Raw genomic sequence first — 18024 nt, forward strand, 5'->3', positions numbered from 1 at the left:
GGCTAGTGCTGCGACGCGTCGGCGGGCGACGCGGCGTCGGACGGGGTGGTGGTCGGGGCCGGCGTGTTCGGCGCGGCCTCCGCGGCTTCGGCGGCGTCGGCCTGGGCGGCGCGCTCGTCGTCGGCGCGCTGCTCCTCGCGGAACTTCACGACGCCCTCGCCGGCGGCGAGCAGGGCCGCCTGCTGGCGCTTGAGCCAGACGTCGAAGTCGGCCGGCGAGATCGCGCGGACCCGAGCGGTCATGTTCGCGTGGTTCCGGCCGCAGAGCTCGGCGCACTGTCCGGTGTACACGCCTTCCTTGCCCAGCGGCACCTTGAACCACGTGTGGTTCGTGTAGCCGGGCAGCGCGTCGACCTTGCCGCCGAGCTGCGGGATCCACCAGGCGTGCCCGACGTCCGACGAGCGGACGTCGAGGGTGACGGTCGTCCCGGTCGGGACCACCATCTCCTCGTAGGCCGTGACGTTGTTGGAGCGGTCGGCGTCGCCGTCCGGGTAGACGAACCGCCAGGCGTACTGCTGGCCGTTGACGTCGATGTTCAAGGACTTGCCGTTGGGCGGCAGCAGCTTCGAGTCCTTCGCCGTCTGGAAGGAGGCGGGGATCTGCCAACCGGCCGCATCGGAGTTGTCCGGGTTGCGGATGCCGGGCAGCATCGCGAAGGTCACGATGCCCAGGACCAGCACGATCACCGCGGCGCCGGCCGTCCAGCCGATCTCCAGCCGCGTGTGGCCGTGCAGCTGCTCGGCGACCGCGTTGGGCCGGGTGGCGCGGAACTTCCACATCGCGTAGAAGAGGGCACCCTCGACCACGACGAAGATCACCGCGCCGACGGCGAACACGATCGCGTAGAGGGTGTGGATGCGGTCTGCATTCGGGGAACCGCCGCTCTGCGGCGCCCAGAAGGAGGCATGGGCTGGTCCGGCGAAGACGAGCGCCAGCGCGGTCACAAGGGCCAGCGCCAGCGGGAACGTCAACAGGACGGCCCGGGAAAGTTGAGGGATCCGGTTCGAGCGTCGCAAAGCGGGGTCGATTCTAGTGACGGACTGGGCGGAGGGGAACCACCCCCCACCTCGAACCCCGAAGATCGCCTTGGAAAGGCGGTTCTCGGGACCTCCGGCGGAGGACATTCGGACGGTCAGTGGCCGACGTACGTCGGCTCTTGCTTCGCCAGGAAGGCCAGAGCGGCTCCGGCAAAGTCATCGGTACCACCCAAGTGACGCTGCTCCTGGGCCTCCAGCGCGAGCAGCTCCTCGAGGTGACGGGCGACCTGCGCGTTCAGCGTCCGCTTGATCGCCGCGTACGCCGCGGTCGGCCCCGAGGCGAGCGCCCGAACCTGCTCCTCGACCGCCGAACGGAAGCCGTCGGTGGCCTCCACGCGGTTGACCAGGCCGATCTCGCGGGCCTCCTCGGCGGGCACGCGGCGGCCCTCGAACATGATCTCGGCCGCGCGCGTCCAACCGACCCGGGCGACGAGGAAGAGCGACGCGCCGCCGTCCGGCCCCAGGCCGATCTTGGTGAACGCGTGGTTGAGGACGGCCCGCTCGCTGACCGTGACCAGATCACACGCGAGCGCGAAGGACATGCCGATCCCGGCCGCCGCCCCGTCGACGCCCGCGAGCACCGGCTTGTCGAGGCGACGGACCTGGCGCATGATCGGGTGGTACCGGCTCTGGAGGATCTGCTCGAGGTCGGGGCGCCCCTCGGAGGTCAACGGGGTCGGATCGCTCCCCATCGAGCCGAGGTCGGCGCCGGCGGAGAAGGCTCGCCCGGCCCCGGTCACCAGGACCGCGCGGACGTCGTCGGCGGCACAGGCCTGGAGCGCCGCGAGCAGGTCTGCCCCCATCTGCGCGTTCCACGCGTTGAGCACCTGGGGCCGATCCATCTCGATCACCGCGGCTGGTCCGTCGCGGAGCAGGTTGACCGTCTCGTAGGCCTCTACCGTCTCGAACTCGCTCATGCGCGGAGCATCGCAGATCCTGGCTGGTCGGTCAGGACCTGGGCAGGGCCCGGAGGACCGGCCAGGACGAGCGGCATCGCGCCAAGCTCCGGGCGGCGGCCACCGGTCGCTAAGCTCCCGGCCTCGTGTCGTCCGGGAAAGCGATTCGCGCGGCCGCCTGGACGGCGGTCGCGCTTGGGGCGGCAACGCCGCTGGTACGGCGCCGCCTGCGCCTCCGGCCCTCGACGGTGCTGTCGGCTGCCGCCCTGGCCCCAGTGGCCCTGACGGTGGCCGTCCCCCGTACCCGCACGCGTGACGTCGCCGTCACCTGCCTCCAGATGTGGGCGTACTTCGCGGCCTACGAGCTGCCGGCCGACGATCCGGACAAGCAGCGCAGCCGCGTGCGGATCGACTACCCGGTCCGCAGCGACACCGTGATCGGCCTCGGCCGGATCCCGACCGTCCGCCTCCAGCGCGCGCTCCACCGGCCCGGCGACTTCCAGTGGTGGGAGAAGATCCTCAGCTGGAGCCACTGGGTCTGGTTCGCCGTCCCCCACACCGCCGCGGCCTACGTCCTCGCCTTCTACCCCGAGCAGTTCCCGCGTGCCGCCGCGCGGATCTACGCGACCTTCGATCTCGGTGCCGTCGTCTACTGGGCCGTGCCGACGGCCCCGCCGTGGTTCGCGGCCGAGGCCGGACGGATCGACGTCGGCGACGGCGAGCCGCTCCGTCGGATCATGCGCGAGTACGGCGAGCAGCTGTGGGGCACCCGCTGGCCCCAGATCTACGACGCCCTCGGGGGCAACCCGCTCGCCGCGATGCCGTCGCTCCACTTCGGCACCTCGGTCGCCGCCGCACAGGTCCTCCGCGACACCGGCCCGATCGCCGGCGCCGTCGGCTGGACCTACGCCGCGACGCTCGGCTTCGCGCTCGTCTACCTCGGCGAGCACTACGTGACCGACCTCGTCGCCGGCGGAGCGCTGGCCGAGGGCGTGCGGCGGGCCACACCGCGAGCCGCCGGTCCCGTCCGTCGCGCCGCGGACGCGATCGGTCGCTTCGCGGCCTACGCCCGCCGCTCCTAGACGAGTTCCGCCGCGGCGCGGCGAGCACGTCCACCGTTCGTCCACCCGCGGGCGACCCGCCCGGCTGCGGCTGCCGACCCCGCCGCACCCCCGCTTCCCGGCGGAGCGGGGCCCCGCACGGCTCGACGTTTATCGCTTCACTTTGTAAAGTAATGGAAGGAAGGCGAACTGACTTGCCCTCCGTCCCGCCGATCTACGAGGATGCACACATGCCCGACCCCGAGAACGTCATCGTCATCGGCAGTGGCCCCGCGGGCTACACCGCGGCGCTCTACACCGCGCGCGCCGAGCTCGAGCCGCTCGTGATCGAGGGCTGGAACTGGGGCGGCCTGCTCCAGCAGACGACCGACGTCGAGAACTTCCCCGGCTACCCCAAGGGGATCATGGGGCCGGACATGATGCAGGACCTGCGCGACCAGGCCGAGCGCTTCGGCGCCCGCCTCAAGACGGAGCAGGTGACCAAGGTCGACCTCGCCACCGAGCCCGGCGGCCTCCACAGCGTCTGGGTCGACAGCACCGAGTACCGCACCCGTGCCGTGATCGTCGCAACCGGCGCCGAGCACCGCAAGCTCGGCGTTCCGGGCGAGGACGAGCTCTCCGGCCGCGGCGTCTCCTACTGCGCCACCTGCGACGCCGCCTTCTTCAAGGACCACGACACGCTGATCGTCGGCGGCGGCGACAGCGCGATGGAAGAGGCCATCTTCCTGGCCAAGTTCGGCCGCTCGGTCACGATCGTCAACCGCCGCGACGAGTTCCGCGCCTCGGCGATCATGCTCGACCGCGCCAAGGCCGTCGAGAACATCCGCTTCATGACCCCGTACGTCGTCTCCCGCTTCGAGGCGAAGCCGGGCGAGGGCCTCACGCCGCTCCAGACGGTCGTGCTCGAGCACGCCGAGACGGGCGCCGAGGAGACGCTCGAGATCACCGGGGCCTTCATCGCGATCGGCCACGATCCGCAGAGCGAGCTGGTCCGCGATCAGCTCGACGTCGACGACGAGGGCTACGTGCGGGTCGACGGCGTCACGACCAGCACCAACCGGCCGGGCGTGTTCGCCGCAGGCGACCTGATCGACTCCTCGTACCGCCAGGCGATCACCGCCGCCGGCTCCGGCTGCAAGGCCGCGCTCGACGCCGAGCGCTACCTCCGCGACGTCCCCGCGCTCGCCGAGAGCGCCGCGACCACCGCCTGATCGACGGCGGGGCCCGTCCGGGCCCCTGCCCCACGGCTCGGCGATGCCGTGTCCACCGCTGCGGTGGACCAGGCATCGCCGAGGCCAAGCGCCCACCCCGCGCCTCCCCTCGCCCCGTCCGCACGCCGCCGCGCGGACGCTCGGCCCCCCGGACGAGCGCTGGCCCCGGACGAACGTCGGCCCCGGCGCAGGAACGCGATCTCCGCCGGCGAAGGCCGAGTCAACCAGGCAGAGCCTGACCCGGAACGCCCCCGCACCCAGGATGCGGGCTCCCGCTCCGGCAACGCCGTCTCGTCACCGCGACGGCACATCCACGCACTAATCGTCCGTTCGTCCATTCCGCATCACGGGACGTCCGCCGGGCTGGGCAAGATGGGTTCGCCAGGGTCGATCGAACGATCGTCCGAAAAGAGTTCGACAGAACGGCGGAACCTCTGGCCATCTCCGGTGTTCGTATGAGGTAGACCCATGAATCAGCACACGTACAGCTTCCCGAAGGTCACCCCCGCCGACCCGCGCGAACTGCGCGAGAGCCTTCGCGCCATCCGCCGTGAGGCCGCCGCCGACGAGGCCCCCAAGGCGCAGCCCGGCGACGAGCGCCGGGCGCGCGACGAGCAGCGCGGGCACTAGCCCCGCCGCACCCCGTCACCCGAGCGGCCGAGACGGCCGCTCTCCCCCGCGCACCACCCCGCCGCGACCGAGTCGGGCGGACCGGCCCCTGCGCGGAGCAGGCCTTCGCCCCCACCGCTCGCATGCCGACCAGCTCGGCAGATGGCCGGCCCCTGCGCTACCGCACGAGGCCAGCCACCGACGAGCGGCGCTCCTCAGGCCCCGCCGATCCGCACCTCCTCGGCCTCCGGATCCTCGACCTCCCGCCCCGGGACGTAGCAACTGGTCGCGAGCAGCCCGCGCTCGCTGGCCCACGCGCGAACGATGTCCCGGACCGAGATCACCCCGACGACGCTCGGGCCGCGCATCACGACCAGATGCCGGAAGCCGCCGTCGACCATCGCCGCTGCCGCCTCGTCCAACGACCACTCCGGGGCCGCGTAGACGACCGACGACGTCACGTGCTCGCCGACGAGCGCGGTCGCCATGTCCTCGTCCTCGGCGAACGCCCGGAGCACGTCGCGCTCCGTGATGATGCCCGGCCCCGCACCCTCGGGATCGATCACCACCGCCGCCCCGACCTTGCGGGCGGCCATCATCCGGGCCGCCTGACGCAGGCTGTGACCGGCGCCGACCTGCACCGCCAGCGGACTCATCGCATCTCGGACCAGCATCGCTCCATCTCCCTTCGCTCGTGCTACACGGCACACTTGTTCGTGCTCATCCGCACAAGTATCGCAAAGGGCCCGACGGACGGGGGCGTAGAGTGAGTGGCAACGCGCCAACTTCGTCGATCTCCGCCGGAAAGTGATCCCGTCGTGCCCGATCCCCGTACCCCTTGCGACATGCGGCGACCCGACACCATCTGCATCCGAACGGCCCTCTTCGAGGAGGCGGTCTCCGTCCTCGAGGAGGAGTACGCCAGCGACCTCACCGTCGCGGACCTCGCGGACCGCGTCTCCTGCTCGTGCCGCCAGCTGCAACGCGCGTTCCACGACGTCGGTGGCACGAGCTTCCGGACCGCGCTGGCCGAGATCCGCATGGAACAGGCCGCCCAGATGCTGTCGAGCGGCCCCGTCTCCGTTCGCGAGACCGCCCGCCAGGTCGGCTACCGCCAGCCCGCGCAGTTCGCGAAGGCGTTCCGCCGCCACCACGGCGTCGCCCCCTCCCAGTACCGAATCGGCCGTCACATCGGTCGCCTCCGCGACCTCCGCGAGGCCAACGACCAGGCCGTCGCCGCACGCTGAGCGGCGTCCCCCCGGGGGAGCAGGTAGATTTTCACCATGGCCCTCCGTCAGCGCTACCGTTTCCGCGCGCCCTCCACGGGCCGCGAGGTCATCATCGAGGCCCAGCCCGGGCACACGTACCGGGACAGCGACACGGGCGAAACGCTCGACGTCGTCGGCAAGCTCGTGCCCCTCGCGCCCAGCCCGTCGAACCTTCCCTGGGCCCTGGAGAACCTTCGGCACTGCCCGTCGTGTGACCAGATGGCCCAGCGCGACCTGAACGACTGCCCGACCTGCGGCCGTCGGATGGCCCCGATCGGCGCCTAGATCCGCACACGCGGATCACGTCCCCGGACGGATCACTCTTTGCGGCGCCTCCCCCAGATCCTCACCGTCATCGCCCTGCTCGCCGGCTCCACGGGGCTGGCCGCATGCGGCGGCGGGGACCTCACCGACGTCCAGCCGAGCCGGACACCGGCCCTGATGCCGCCCACCGGCGGCAGCGAGAACGCCGGCGCCGGGGACCAGGCGGGCACGATCAGCGATCTCCCGACCAGCACGACCACGACCACCGGCCCCACGCCGGCGGCGGACGGCTCCGGGACCAGCAGCGGGGACGGCACGACCACCAACGGCTCGTCCGGCGGCACCTCCACCGGTGACGGGACCACCAGCGGCTCCGGCGGCACCTCCGCCGGCGGTGGCACGTCCTCCGGGACCGGCAGCTCCGGCGGCACCTCGTCGAGCGGCGGGACCGGCACGGGCACCGGGACGACGGGGTCCGGCTCCACGGGCTCCGGCTCCGGGTCGACCGGCTCCGGCACGGGCACCGGCACCGGCACCGGGACGACGGGGTCCGGCTCGACCGGCCCCGACTCCTCGGGCGGCGCCGCGCCGAACGAGTTCAACGAGTTCTGCCAGACCAACCCCGGCGTCTGTCGCTGAGCCGGTAGCGGCTCGCGGCGCTCGCGGCAGACGCCGCGGGGCAGACGCTGCTGGGGCGCGGGGAGTCGCCTCCCCCGCCCCGCGTTCTCTCGGTCGGGGCTAGCGCCCGGCCGGCGCCGTCGCCGCGGCTGTGGACGCCGTGCGACGCTTCGGGTCCGGCACGAAGGTGGCGGTGTAGGCCATCCGCTCGGCCTTGTAGAGGCAGTTGAACGTCCCGCTCTTGCCGGCCGAGAGCGTCGTGTCGACGTAGTAGTCGCGCTTGCGCTCGTCGGTCGCGCCGCCGCAGCGGCCGGCCGGGCGGCTCGCGCGCCACGACGTCTTCGCGTCGTAGCCCTGGACGAGGATCGGGGCCCACGAGGGCACGCTGAGACCGATCACGTCGCCCTTCCGCACCGCGAAGCTCTGCGGCAGCGCGAAGGTGACCTCGCCCCCGAAGTACGGATCGAGCTGCTTGACCGTCGAGGCGGCCACCGCCGCGGCGTTGACGCTCTTCCCGCGCCGCAGCACGACCAGCTGCGCCTGGGCCCGGCCCAGCTGCTTCTGGAGCGCGGCCCGGTCCTTCTCCGCCGGCGCGCCGAGCGTGATGCTCCAGGCGACGATCCGGCCCGCGGCGGGCGCGGTGTAGACGTTGCGGTTGCCGGCGACCGAGGTCGGCAGGGCGGTGGTCCGGGTGACCACCGAGCACGCGTCCGGGCACTGCGGGAGCTTCCCGTCCTTGACCTCGCCGATCTCGGTCAGCGAGGCGCCGAGCACGGAAGCGGGCGCCAGGGCCGACGCGGCCACCGCGATTCCCAGGGAAACAACAAGACGACGACTGCTCATAGTGGTCCGAAACCCTCCGGGTCCGTGAAAGTTGCGGCTACACCTACCGGCCGGACGACCGGTGCACCAGGTGACCGGCAGCCCGATCCGCGCCGGAGACGTCCTGCTGCGCGCTCCTGGGGCGCGGCGATCGTCCTGGCGATCGCGGCTCAGCGTCGGTCACGGGCGGGTGGCCTGCGCCCCTGATCATCCCCGATTCGTCCGCGGCGGTGCGTGCTGCACGTCCGCGCCCGGATGCGGCGCCCCGCCTCGCCGGGCGCGGCGAACCGGCCTGCGGCTCAGGCCGTCAGGCGGGCGTGGACGCGCGAGACCTCGTCCCGGTCCCCCGGGGCCGGGATCCACGGCAACCGCAGCGGATCGTCCGCGTAGCGCGGGATCACGTGCAGGTGGAAGTGGAAGACGGTCTGCCACGCCGCCGAGCCGCAGTTGTTGAGGACGTTGACGCCGGTCGCGTCGAGCCGGTCGGAGAGCTGGCCGGCGACCCGGCGGGCGGTCTCCCCGCACGCGGCGAGATCCTCGGCGCCGACTGTCAGCAGATCCCGCGAGTGGTTCCGCGGCACGATCACCGTGTGGCCGGGCGTCGCCGGATTGACGTCGAGGAAGGCGATCGTGCGCTCGTCCTCGGCGACCACCAGCGACGGCAGCTCGCCGGCGACGATCTTGCAGAAGATGCAGTCCGGATCCCGTTCGGCCATGGGCTGCAGCCTATCCGGCGCCGGTCGCCGGGCCCCGCGCCGCGCGCGACGACGCGGCCGGCGTCGGCGACGACGCCCGCGCGCCGCCGCCCGTCAGTCGCTGCGAACGCCGTCAGGGCCCTCGGCCTGGAGCCGTCGGGCGAGCGCGATCGCCTCGTCGGCGGTGCTGATCCGGCCCGTGTCGGCCGCGATCGCCAGCTCCTCGAGCAGCTTGCCCAGCGTCCGGCCCGGACGGATGCCGAGCGCCTCGGCGAGCGCATCGCCACGGACCGGAGCGCTCGGAGGCCGCTCCGCCCAGCGGACCGCCCTCGCGGTCAGTGCCGCCCACGGCGCGCCCTCCGGCCCCAGGTGCGCGCGGGCGACCAGGATCGCCTCCGGTCCGTCGGCGCCGAGCGGCCGGACGGCGTCGAACAGCACCCGGTCGGTCGGTGCGACGCCCGCCAGCGCCGTGAGCTGGCGGGGCAGGCGCGCCGCCCGGGCGACCGCGGCCCGCAGCTGGCGACTCGGTCGCAGGGGGTCGAGGGCCGCAGCCGGGTCGGGGGCGGCCACCAGCAGCGCGGCGAGCCCGAGCACGGCCCGCGACGCGGGGTCGTCCCGCCGGCCCGCCAGGATCAGTGCGTCCTCCGCCGTTGCCTCGGGGACCGTCGCCGCTGGATCGAGGACCGCCTCGAGCAGCTCCCGAACCCGTGGCCGCAGGGCACCTTCGGCGGTCGTCGCGGCCGGCAGCAGGGCCACGAGCACACCGGTCGCGTCGGCGACGGACAGGCCCTCCGCCCACCCCGGCGAGGCCAGCGTGCGGGTCAGCTCCGGCAGCAGCCGCTCGCCGGGCACCCCCACGAGCCGCGGGGCTGCGGCCCGGGCCGCGGCGACCGTCGCCGGCTCAGGGACCATCCCGAGCTCGGCGGCGAACCGCGCCAGTCGGACCACCCGCACCGGGTCCGCCGAGAAGGCCTCCGGCGTCACCATCCGCAGAACGCCCCGCTCGAGGTCCTCGCGACCCCCGAAACGGTCGACCAAGGGGCCCCCGGCGACCGGCTCGGCGAGCGCGTTGACGGTCAGGTCGCGGCAGCGGAGGTCGGCGTCCAGGTCCGGACCCTGCAACGGGGTCAGGTCGAGCTGCCACGGCGTGCCGGCGACGGAGTCCGGTCCCGCCACTCGCCAGGCCCCGAACGCGTCCGAGAGCGCGAAGGCGTGTCCCCGACCGGCACGGGCGACCTCGCGGGCGACGCGACGCGCCTCGTCCGCCCCGGCGATCGCCACGTCGAGATCGTCGGTGGGGCGCCCCCGCAGCCGCTCGCGGACCGCTCCGCCGACGATCCACGCCGGAGGGCCGTCGACGAGCGCCGCGCGCAGCAGTCCGAGGGCGACGTCGGCCGGCCCGCGGGCAGGGTCGGCGTCCGGAGGACCGGCGGCCTGGTCCCGATCGATCACGCTCAGGCCCCGGCGGCGCTCAGCGGCTGGCCGTCACGGTGCGGGATCCGGATCACCCGCGCACCGATCCCGCAGGTGATCTCGTAGTTGATCGTGCCCAGGCGCCGGGCCAGCTCCTCGGCGGTCACGCGCTCGTCGCCGTCGCGGCCGATCAGCGTCACCACCGCACCGACCTGGTCGCGGGCGTCGGGGCCGAGGTCGACCCCGACGCTGTCCATCGAGACCGTTCCGACCAGCGGCACCCGCCGCCCCCCGACCAGCATCTCGGTGCCGGTCCCGGCCACCGCGCGGTGGATGCCGTCGGCGTAGCCGACCGGGACGTTGCCGATTCGGGTCGCGCGATCGGCGACGAACCGCCGCCCGTAGCCGACGCTGTCGCCCGGCTCGCACGGCTTGACCGAGGCCAGCCAGCTCTCCCAGCTCAGCGCCGGCTCGAGGCCGTGGTCGTCCGGGTCGTGGCCGAACGGGTCGAGACCGTAGAGCGCGATCCCCGGCCGGACCATGTCGAAGTGGCTCGCCGGGTCCCGCAGCGTCGCGGCGCTGTTGGCCGCGTGGGCGACGATCGCCGGGTGCCGTGCCCGGACCCGTTCGACGAAGGCCGTGAAGCGGGCCAGCTGGAGGTCGAAGAAGTCGTCGTCGCGCTCGTCGGCGGTCGCGAAGTGGGTCATCACGCCCGAGAGCCGGAGGTGCGCGGCGTCGGCGATCCGGTCGCAGAGGGCGAGGGCCAGGTCGGGATCCCGCTGGCCGAGCCGGCCCATCCCGCTGTCGAGCTTGACGTGGACCGCGGCGGGCCGGCCGAGCTGCTCCAGGTCGGCCACGCCCTCCGGCTCCCAGACCACGACCTCGGCGCCCGCGTCCAGCGCCTCCTCGAGGTCGCCGTCCCGCAGCGGTCCGAGCACCAGCAGGCGAGCGTCGATCCCGCCGCGGCGCAGCTCCGTCGCCTCGCTCGCGGTCACGACCGCGATCCAGGTCGCGCCACCCCCGAGCGCCGCGCGTGCGGCCGTCAACGCCCCGTGGCCGTAGCCGTCGGCCTTGACCACCGCGCAGATCGCCGTGCCCGGCCGGAGCAGGCCCTCTAGCCGGGCGACGTTGCGCTCGATCGCGGCGACGTTGATCCGGGCGACAGCACGCATGGTCGGAACGCTACTGCGCGCGCAACTCGTAGCGTCGTCGCGCCCGCCCCACCGCCGCCGCCACGTCGCCCGCCACGATCCCGTCCGGCCCGTGCTCGTCGCTCGCCAAGCGCCCGGCCTCCAGGTGCAGCCAGACCGCGGCCGCCGCGGCGACGAACGGCTCCGTCCCCCGCGCGAGCAGGGCTCCGACGATCCCGGCCAGCACGTCACCGGTGCCGGCCGTCGCCAGCCCCGGGACGCCACCGGGACTGACCGCGACCCGTCCGTCCGGGGCCACGATCAGCGTGTCGTCGCCCTTCAGCACCACCACCGCGTCCGCTCGCACGGCGGCATCACGGGCGTGGAACAGGCGACGGGCGCCGACCTCGGCCGTGGTCGTCCCGAGCAGTCGCGCCAGCTCGCCCGCGTGCGGCGTCAGGACCGTCGGCCGGTCTGACCCGACGGCCCGGAGCGCCTCGGGCGCGCCGGCGACCGCGGCCAACCCGTCGGCATCGACCACCAGCGGCCCCGTATGAGACGCCGCCAGGGCCCGTAGGAGCCCGTCGCGGGCCGGGCCCCTCCCGAGCCCCGGCCCGATCACCAGCGTGCCGTCATGGGCCTCCAGTGCGGCCATGATCGGGGCGGCGGCATCGCGGTCGACGCCACCGTCCTCGCCGGCTGGCAGCGCGAGCCCGAGCGTCTCCACCGGGGCCCGGGCGACGACCGAGGCCTCGATCGTCTCGGGCACGGCGACCGTGACGTACCCCGCTCCCGCTCGCATCGCCCCGCGGGCGACGAGGCAGGGGGCGCCGGTCATCCCCGGCGAGCCGCCGACGACCACCACGTGCCCGGAGCGGAACTTGGTCCCGTCGACCGCCCGGGTCGGCAGCTCGCCCAGCAGCGCGTCGGTCAGCAGGCCCGCGCTCGGGGCGGGAACCTCGGCCCCGCGCACCGCGGCGGCCGGGATCCCGATGTCGACGACCGCGACCCGTCCGGCGCAGATCTTGCCGGGGGCGATCCAGACGCCCGGCGGGGCCGCGTGGAAGGTCACGGTGACCGTCGCGCGGACCGCCTCCGCCGCCACCTCCCCCGTGCTCGCATCGACGCCGCTGGGCACGTCACAGGCGACGACCGGGACGGCGGCGCCTCCATCCTCCGGCCTCGCCGCGCTGGCGATCGCCGCGATCGCATCGGCCGCGACCCCGCGAGGTGCGCCCGTGGCGCCCGTCCCCAGGATCGCGTCGACGATCACCGCCACCCCGTCGAGCGCCCGAGGGTCCCAGGCGTCGACCGGGCCACCGAGCCGGTCGCGGGCGTCGGCCGCATCGCCGCGCAGGCGCTCGGCCGGCACCGTCGACAGGACCCGCACCTCGCGCCCGCTCTCCCGCAGCTGGCGGGCGGCCACGTAGCCGTCACCGCCGTTGTTGCCGGCGCCGCAGACCACCACGACGATCCCTTCCGGGGCCAGCGAGACGACGGCGTCGACGACCGCACTGCCGGCCGTCGCCATCAGCACCGGGCCGGGGATCCCGACCGTCCCGATCGCCCAGCGGTCGGTCGCCCGCATCCCCTCCGCATCGAGCAGCGGGGCGAGGCCTCCCGGCAGGGCTGGGGTCGGGGCGTCGGGGCTCACCGCGCGACGCCCCCGGCCGAGTCCGGACCGGCCGTCGCCCAGGCGACCGCCGCAGCCGTGTGCCGCTCGTGCGTCAACGAGATCACCACCGCCACCCCGAGCTCGTCGGCCCGGACCGCAGCGGCCCCGGTCAGCCGCACCGACGGCGGCCCGCCGCGGCCCACGACCTCGATCTCGAGCGGTCGCAACGCGTCCAGCCGCAGGGCCTTCGTCACCGCCTCCTTGGCGCAGAAGCGCGCCGCGAGGTGACGACCGGGCCGCGCGCTGCGCGTGCTCGACTCCTGCTCGGCGGGCGTGAAGAGTCGATCGCGGAGGCCGGGGCGTCGCTCCAGCGCCCGCTCGAGTCGGGCGACGTCCAGCAGGTCGATCCCGACTCCCTCGCGCATCGGCACGATGCTACCGGCGGCCCCGGAGCCGAGCCCGGGGCCTCACTCCCCGTTCGACCGCGCCCCGCCCGTGGGCGGGCTAGGCGTCGCGCCGACCGGGCACGAGCAGGACGAGCGCGTCGCAGACCTCGCGAGCCTCGGCCTCGGACGGAGCCTCGGCCATCACCCGCACCAGCTGCTCCGTGCCGGAGGCGCGCACCAGCACCCGCCCGCGACCCTCGAGCGCCGCGTCAGCAGCGGCGACGGCCTCGGTCAGCCCGGGGTCGACCATCGCCCCGTCGCGATCCTCGACCGGAACGTTGATCAGCACCTGCGGCAGGCGCCGCATGATCTGCGCGTCGGCCAACCGCCGGCCGGCGAGCGCTTCGAGCACCAGCAACGCGGCGGCGATCCCGTCGCCCGACGGCACGAAGCCCGTCTCGATCAGGTGACCGGACTGCTCGCCGCCGAGGTTCCAGCCGCGCTCGTCGAGCGCCTGCATCACGTGACGGTCGCCGACCGGGGTCGTGGCGACCGGGATCCCGGCCGCCTCCATCGCCGCGTGGAAGCCGTAGTTGGACATCACCGTGACGGCGACGCCCCCGAGCAGGCGGCCCTCGTCCTGGAGGTGCAGCGCCATGATCGCCAGCAGCTCGTCGCCGTCGTAGGCGCGACCCGCGTGGTCGACGGCGAGCATCCGGTCGCCGTCGCCGTCGAAGGCGAAGCCGATCTCGTACCCGCGCTCGACGACCAGCTCGGCGACCGCCTCGGGGTGGGTCGACCCGACCCCGGCGTTGATGTTGCGGCCGTCGGGGGTGTCCCCGATCACGAGCACCTCGGCCCCGCGACGGCGGAACGCCTCGGCCGCGACGCCGGAGGTCGCCCCGTTGGCGCAGTCCAGCGCGATCAGGCGACCACGGAGGTCGAGCCCGGAGAACCGCTCGTCGAGCGCCCGCAGATGGTCCTCGACGGCGCCGAACAGCGGCGCCACCTGACCGATCTCGGCCTGGCGGGTGCGTTCGTCGGGCAGCTCCTCGACCAGCGCCGCGACCCGCTCCTCGAGCGTGTCGGCGAGCTTCCGCCCGTCCGGACCGAAGAGCTTGATGCCGTTGTCGGCGAAGGGGTTGTGCGACGCGGAGATGACTGCGGCCAGGTCGAAGCCAAGTCGGCTGACCAGCAGGGCCGCGCCCGGGGTCGGCAGCACGCCCGCGAGGTGGACGTCGGCCCCGGAGGCCGACGCGCCGGCGGCGAAGGCCGCCTCGAGCATCGGACCGGAGGCCCGTGTGTCGCGGACCACCAGCACCCGCGGCCGCCGACCCTCGGCGACCGCCGCGCTGTCGCCGTCCGGGGCGGCAATGCCCCCCAGAACGGCGGCACGGCCGAGTCGCAGGGCGAGCTCGGCCGTGAGTACCGTGCCTGCGGCTCCTCGGACACCGTCGGTGCCGAAGAGTCGCGGGCCGCTTGGGCGGGGGATGGAAATCCCTTCCCCGCCTAGCGCTTGCTGAACTGCGGGCGCTTACGCGCCTTCTTGAAGCCGGCCTTCTTGCGCTCCTTGACACGCGCGTCACGCGTCAGGAAGCCACGCTTCTTGAGCTCGCCACGGAGGTTCGGCTGCGCGACGATCAGGGCACGCGAGATCGCGTGGCGCAGAGCGCCGGCTTGGGCGCTGACGCCACCGCCGTGGATGCGCACGACGACGTCGATCTGCTCGTGGTATCCGACGACCTCGAGGGCCTGACGGATGTTCCGGCGCAGTGCCTCACGCGGGAAGTACGTGTCGAGGTCCTTGCCGTTGACCGTGTAGGCCCCGGTGCCCGGCTTCAGGATGACGCGAGCGATCGCGGACTTCCGCTTGCCGGTCGCCGTGTAGCGGGCGCCTTCGACCAGGTCGATCGAGACGTCGGTGATCGGCTCGTCGGCCGAAGCCTCGTCGCCCTCACCGCCCTCGCTCGCCTCGCCCTCGGGCGTGTCGCCGTCGAAGTAGTAGCCGAACTCGTCGGACTTCTCCGAGCCGAGGGCGGCGTTGCCCTCGAGCACGATGTCGACCTCGAGGTCGGCACCCGGGATCGCCGGCTTCACGCGCGGCTCGTCGGAGGCATCGTCCTCGATGTCCTCCTCGGCAGCAGCCTCCTCGGCCACCGGAGCCGACTCGTCGGCGGCCGGAGCCGCGGCCTCCTCGGCAGGAGCTTCCTCAGCCTGCGGGGCCTCGGGGGCCTCCGCCTGCTGGGCGTCGTCCGGAGTCACGCTGGACTCGGGCGTCTCGTCGGGGGTGACGTCGTCAGTCATCGGGCGTTGATCTCCAGGGCCTGCGGCTGCTGGGCCACGTGCGGGTGCTCGGGGCCGGCGTAGACCTTGAGCTTGGTCAGTTGCTTCTTGGCCAGGCGGTTCTTGGGCATCATGCCCTTGACGGCCTTGCGGATGATCTCCTCGGGCTGCTTCGCGAGCTGCTCCTCGAAGGTCCGGGTGTACAGGCCGCCGGGGAAGCCGGAATGGCGGTGGTACAGCTTGTCGGTCCGCTTCTTGCCGGTGACGTCGATCTTCTCGGCGTTCACCACCACCACGAAGTCGCCGGTGTCGACGTGCGGGGTGTACTCCGGCTTGCGCTTGCCGCGCAGGTGCTCGGAGATCTGGGTGGCGAGTCGACCGAGGGTCTGGCCGGTGGCATCCACCACATACCAGGAGCGCTCACGGGTCTCGGAACTAGCGACGTACGTCTTCACGGGCAATCTCAGGTTCGTGCGCGGGCAGGGATGGACGCGCAGCGGCGAGCCATGGTAGCTGAGGATAGGTCATCTGCGCGGTCCGGTCAGCCCGACCTCGCGGTCACGAGCCCACAACAGGAGGTTCACAGCCCCCAGCAGGAACACGATCAGACCCCAGCTCAACGGGCGTCCAAGGGCCGGAACGTTATCGCGTGCGGCGAGCACGGCGACGGTCCCCGTCACCGCGGCGGCGGTCGCGGCGATCCCGACCGCGACGCCACGAACGTCGAGCAGCAGCACCAGCAGCAGCCCGATCGAGCCGCCCGCGGCCGCCGCGACCGTCGGGGTCGGCGTCAGACCGCCCCAGGCACGTTCGGCGACCAGCAGGGCGGCCCCCACCAGCGTGAGCACGATCACGGCGCCCCAGGGGCCGTCATCACGCCCACAGGCGGCTGCGCAGACCAGCAGGCAGACGGCGATCGCCAGCGGGACGCGAGCGAGCGGGAGCGCGTCGGCAGCGGCCGCGACGCAGATCGCGACGCCACCGAGCAGATAGGCCACGGCGCGCGGACCGCGAGCCGGTCCGGCGGGCGCCATGGCGCGGGAGTCGCGGGCTACTCCCACTCGATCGTGCCGGGGGGCTTGCTCGTGATGTCGAGCACGACCCGGTTGACTTCGCTGACCTCGCCGACCATCCGCGTCGCGACGCGATCGAGCAGGTCGTACGGAAGCCGCGCCCAGTCGGCGGTCATCGCGTCGTCGGAGGTGACGGCGCGGATCGCGATCACGTACCCGTAGGTCCGCTCGTCACCCTGGACGCCGACGGTACGGACGTCCGGGAGCACGCAGAAGCTCTGCCACAGCTCGCGGTAGAGCCCGGCGGCGCGGACCTCCTCCTGGAGGATCGCGTCGCACTCGCGGAGCAGGTCGAGCTTGGCCTGGGTGACCTCGCCGCCGACGATCCGGATGCCGAGGCCCGGCCCCGGGAACGGCTGGCGCCAGACCATCCGCTCGGGAAGGCCGATCTCGGTCCCGACCGCCCGGACCTCGTCCTTGAAGAGCGCGCGGAGCGGCTCGACGAGCTCGAAGGTCATGTCCTCGGGCAGGCCGCCGACGTTGTGGTGACTCTTGATCGTGGCGGCGCCGGTGCCGCCGCCGGACTCGATGACGTCGGAGTAGAGGGTGCCCTGGACGAGGAACTTCGCCCCGGTGTCGCCGCCAGCGGCGCTGACCTCGCCGAACGTCTTCACCTCGGCGCCCTCGACGGCCTCCGCCCCGGCCCCGACCGCGAGCTTCAGCGCCTCCTCCTCGAAGATCCGGATGAACTCGCCGCCGATCGCCTTGCGCTTGGCCTCGGGCTCGGTGACGCCCTTCAGGCGCTCGAGGAAGCGGTCCTTCGCGTCGACGACGACGAGCGGCACGTGGAAGTGCTCGCCGAAGGTCTTCTCGACCTGCTCCGTCTCGTTCTTGCGCATCAGGCCGTGGTCGACGTAGACGCAGGTCAGCTGGTCGCCGACCGCCTTGTGGACCAGGAGCGCGGCGACCGAGCTGTCGACGCCGCCGGAGAGGCCGCAGATGACCTTGCCGTCGCCGACCTGCTCGCGGATCAGGCGGATCTGCTCCTCGGCGATGTTCGCCGCCGACCAGTTCAGGTCGCAGTGGCAGATGTCCCGCAGGAAGGTCTGGAGGACCTGCTGCCCGTAGGGCGTGTGGACGACCTCGGGGTGGTACTGGATCCCGTAGACGCCCCGCTCGACCGACTCGAAGGCCGCCACCGGGGAGGCGGTCGAGCTGGCCAGCGCGACGGCCCCCTCGGGCGGCGTGTAGACGGTGTCGCGGTGGCTCATCCAGGCCGGCTGCTCGTCCGGCTGGTCCTTCAGCAGCGTGCCGTGCTCGTGGACGGTCAGCTGGGAACGGCCGTACTCGCCGACCTCGGCCGACTCGACGCGGCCACCGAGCTCGCGGGCGAGCAGCTGCATGCCGTAACAGATGCCCAGGACCGGGACCCCGAGCTTCAGCAGCTCCGGATCGAGCGGCGGCGCGTCCGGCGAGTAGACCGACGACGGCCCGCCCGAGAGGATGATCCCCTTCGGCTTGCGGCGGCGGACCTCCTCCGCCCCCACGTGATGGGGCAGCAGCTCGCTGAAGACACCACACTCACGGACGCGGCGGGCGATCAGCTGGCTGTACTGCCCGCCGAAGTCCAGGACGACGACCTCGTCGACGTCGGTGCCCGCGGGCAGGGGGTTCTCGGGGGGCTTGGGGGACACGGTCACGGC

The 18024-nt window shown here is 73.6% G+C and carries 20 protein-coding genes; 6 read left to right on the forward strand and 14 right to left on the reverse strand.

The window, feature by feature from the left end; all coding sequences use genetic code 11:
• Positions 1 to 2: 2 nt before the first annotated feature.
• Positions 3 to 1016 (reverse strand): cytochrome c oxidase subunit II, encoded by a 1014-nt coding sequence (coxB, locus tag ACVUH9_RS17785; RefSeq protein WP_475759308.1) that lies wholly within the window; start codon positions 1014 to 1016, stop codon positions 3 to 5.
• Positions 1017 to 1132: 116 nt separating this feature from the next.
• Positions 1133 to 1954 (reverse strand): enoyl-CoA hydratase/isomerase family protein, encoded by an 822-nt coding sequence (locus ACVUH9_RS17790; protein ID WP_475759310.1) that lies wholly within the window; start codon positions 1952 to 1954, stop codon positions 1133 to 1135.
• Between the two features lie 125 nt (positions 1955 to 2079).
• On the opposite strand from ACVUH9_RS17790, the gene ACVUH9_RS17795 reads away from it, so the two are divergent.
• From ACVUH9_RS17795 to ACVUH9_RS17805, 3 genes are all read left to right on the forward strand, one after another.
• The gene (locus ACVUH9_RS17795; RefSeq protein WP_475759312.1) at positions 2080 to 3015 is read left to right on the forward strand and encodes a phosphatase PAP2 family protein; all 936 of its coding nucleotides are present in this window, start codon (positions 2080 to 2082) and stop codon (positions 3013 to 3015) included.
• Between the two features lie 209 nt (positions 3016 to 3224).
• The gene (gene trxB, locus ACVUH9_RS17800) at positions 3225 to 4205 is read left to right on the forward strand and encodes a thioredoxin-disulfide reductase (RefSeq protein WP_475759314.1); all 981 of its coding nucleotides are present in this window, start codon (positions 3225 to 3227) and stop codon (positions 4203 to 4205) included.
• 468 nt (positions 4206 to 4673) lie between these two features.
• The gene (locus ACVUH9_RS17805) at positions 4674 to 4835 is read left to right on the forward strand and encodes a hypothetical protein (protein WP_475759316.1); all 162 of its coding nucleotides are present in this window, start codon (positions 4674 to 4676) and stop codon (positions 4833 to 4835) included.
• A 194-nt stretch (positions 4836 to 5029) separates the two neighbouring features.
• On the opposite strand, the gene ACVUH9_RS17810 is transcribed toward ACVUH9_RS17805, so the two are convergent.
• Positions 5030 to 5488 carry a CBS domain-containing protein gene (locus ACVUH9_RS17810; RefSeq protein WP_475759318.1) on the reverse strand — a complete coding sequence of 153 codons (459 nt, stop codon included), beginning with the start codon at positions 5486 to 5488 and terminating at the stop codon, positions 5030 to 5032.
• 171 nt (positions 5489 to 5659) lie between these two features.
• Here ACVUH9_RS17810 and ACVUH9_RS17815 point away from each other — a divergent pair, with 171 nt between their 5' ends.
• Genes ACVUH9_RS17815 through ACVUH9_RS17825 form a run of 3 tightly spaced genes read left to right on the forward strand, consistent with a single transcriptional unit; the run spans position 5660 to position 6985 of the window.
• Entirely contained in the window at positions 5660 to 6061 is a 402-nt protein-coding gene (locus ACVUH9_RS17815) for a helix-turn-helix transcriptional regulator (protein ID WP_475759319.1), read from the forward strand.
• 36 nt (positions 6062 to 6097) lie between these two features.
• Positions 6098 to 6367, forward strand: a complete 270-nt coding sequence (locus ACVUH9_RS17820; RefSeq protein ID WP_475759321.1) for a hypothetical protein — start codon at positions 6098 to 6100, stop codon at positions 6365 to 6367.
• A gap of 39 nt (positions 6368 to 6406) precedes the next feature.
• Positions 6407 to 6985: a hypothetical protein gene (locus tag ACVUH9_RS17825; RefSeq protein ID WP_475759323.1), complete on the forward strand. Its 579-nt coding sequence runs from the start codon at positions 6407 to 6409 to the stop codon at positions 6983 to 6985.
• A 99-nt stretch (positions 6986 to 7084) separates the two neighbouring features.
• Here the strand turns inward: ACVUH9_RS17825 and ACVUH9_RS17830 are convergent, their stop codons facing one another.
• The 11 genes from ACVUH9_RS17830 to guaA all read right to left on the reverse strand — a co-directional run bounded on the left by ACVUH9_RS17830 (position 7085) and on the right by guaA (position 18021).
• A complete protein-coding gene (locus ACVUH9_RS17830) occupies positions 7085 to 7768 on the reverse strand; it encodes a hypothetical protein (RefSeq protein WP_475759325.1) in 684 nt (227 codons plus the stop codon).
• Positions 7769 to 8085: 317 nt separating this feature from the next.
• A complete protein-coding gene (locus ACVUH9_RS17835) occupies positions 8086 to 8502 on the reverse strand; it encodes an HIT family protein (protein ID WP_475759327.1) in 417 nt (138 codons plus the stop codon).
• Between the two features lie 93 nt (positions 8503 to 8595).
• A complete protein-coding gene (locus tag ACVUH9_RS17840; RefSeq protein WP_475759329.1) occupies positions 8596 to 9933 on the reverse strand; it encodes a tRNA nucleotidyltransferase/poly(A) polymerase-related protein in 1338 nt (445 codons plus the stop codon).
• A gap of 2 nt (positions 9934 to 9935) precedes the next feature.
• A complete protein-coding gene (gene alr, locus ACVUH9_RS17845; protein ID WP_475759331.1) occupies positions 9936 to 11066 on the reverse strand; it encodes an alanine racemase in 1131 nt (376 codons plus the stop codon).
• Positions 11067 to 11076: 10 nt separating this feature from the next.
• The gene (locus ACVUH9_RS17850) at positions 11077 to 12678 is read right to left on the reverse strand and encodes an NAD(P)H-hydrate dehydratase (RefSeq protein WP_475759332.1); all 1602 of its coding nucleotides are present in this window, start codon (positions 12676 to 12678) and stop codon (positions 11077 to 11079) included.
• The gene (locus tag ACVUH9_RS17855; RefSeq protein WP_475759334.1) at positions 12675 to 13064 is read right to left on the reverse strand and encodes a holo-ACP synthase; all 390 of its coding nucleotides are present in this window, start codon (positions 13062 to 13064) and stop codon (positions 12675 to 12677) included. Before ACVUH9_RS17855 ends, ACVUH9_RS17850 begins: the two co-directional genes overlap by 4 nt.
• A gap of 79 nt (positions 13065 to 13143) precedes the next feature.
• Positions 13144 to 14517, reverse strand: coding sequence for a phosphoglucosamine mutase (gene glmM / locus ACVUH9_RS17860; protein ID WP_475759436.1), 1374 nt, complete (start codon positions 14515 to 14517; stop codon positions 13144 to 13146).
• Between the two features lie 17 nt (positions 14518 to 14534).
• Positions 14535 to 15329, reverse strand: coding sequence for a 30S ribosomal protein S9 (gene rpsI / locus ACVUH9_RS17865; protein ID WP_475759336.1), 795 nt, complete (start codon positions 15327 to 15329; stop codon positions 14535 to 14537).
• Positions 15326 to 15763 (reverse strand): 50S ribosomal protein L13, encoded by a 438-nt coding sequence (gene rplM / locus ACVUH9_RS17870; RefSeq protein WP_475759338.1) that lies wholly within the window; start codon positions 15761 to 15763, stop codon positions 15326 to 15328. The genes rpsI and rplM overlap by 4 nt, the downstream gene beginning before the upstream one ends.
• A gap of 69 nt (positions 15764 to 15832) precedes the next feature.
• A complete protein-coding gene (locus ACVUH9_RS17875) occupies positions 15833 to 16342 on the reverse strand; it encodes a hypothetical protein (RefSeq protein WP_475759339.1) in 510 nt (169 codons plus the stop codon).
• Positions 16343 to 16359: 17 nt separating this feature from the next.
• Positions 16360 to 18021 (reverse strand): glutamine-hydrolyzing GMP synthase, encoded by a 1662-nt coding sequence (guaA, locus tag ACVUH9_RS17880; protein ID WP_475759341.1) that lies wholly within the window; start codon positions 18019 to 18021, stop codon positions 16360 to 16362.
• Positions 18022 to 18024: the final 3 nt, after the last annotated feature.

This window comes from Patulibacter ginsengiterrae (genome assembly GCF_056269115.1).

Coding starts and splice junctions, on each gene's coding strand:
- rpsI (WP_475759336.1), bottom strand. CDS start 15,329: ATGACTGACGACGTCACCCCCGACGAGACGCCCGAGTCCAGCGTGACT.
- trxB (WP_475759314.1), top strand. CDS start 3,225: ATGCCCGACCCCGAGAACGTCATCGTCATCGGCAGTGGCCCCGCGGGC.
- ACVUH9_RS17810 (WP_475759318.1), bottom strand. CDS start 5,488: ATGCTGGTCCGAGATGCGATGAGTCCGCTGGCGGTGCAGGTCGGCGCC.
- ACVUH9_RS17820 (WP_475759321.1), top strand. CDS start 6,098: ATGGCCCTCCGTCAGCGCTACCGTTTCCGCGCGCCCTCCACGGGCCGC.
- ACVUH9_RS17835 (WP_475759327.1), bottom strand. CDS start 8,502: ATGGCCGAACGGGATCCGGACTGCATCTTCTGCAAGATCGTCGCCGGC.
- ACVUH9_RS17805 (WP_475759316.1), top strand. CDS start 4,674: ATGAATCAGCACACGTACAGCTTCCCGAAGGTCACCCCCGCCGACCCG.
- ACVUH9_RS17815 (WP_475759319.1), top strand. CDS start 5,660: ATGCGGCGACCCGACACCATCTGCATCCGAACGGCCCTCTTCGAGGAG.
- alr (WP_475759331.1), bottom strand. CDS start 11,066: ATGCGTGCTGTCGCCCGGATCAACGTCGCCGCGATCGAGCGCAACGTC.
- ACVUH9_RS17875 (WP_475759339.1), bottom strand. CDS start 16,342: ATGGCGCCCGCCGGACCGGCTCGCGGTCCGCGCGCCGTGGCCTATCTG.
- ACVUH9_RS17790 (WP_475759310.1), bottom strand. CDS start 1,954: ATGAGCGAGTTCGAGACGGTAGAGGCCTACGAGACGGTCAACCTGCTC.
- ACVUH9_RS17855 (WP_475759334.1), bottom strand. CDS start 13,064: ATGCGCGAGGGAGTCGGGATCGACCTGCTGGACGTCGCCCGACTCGAG.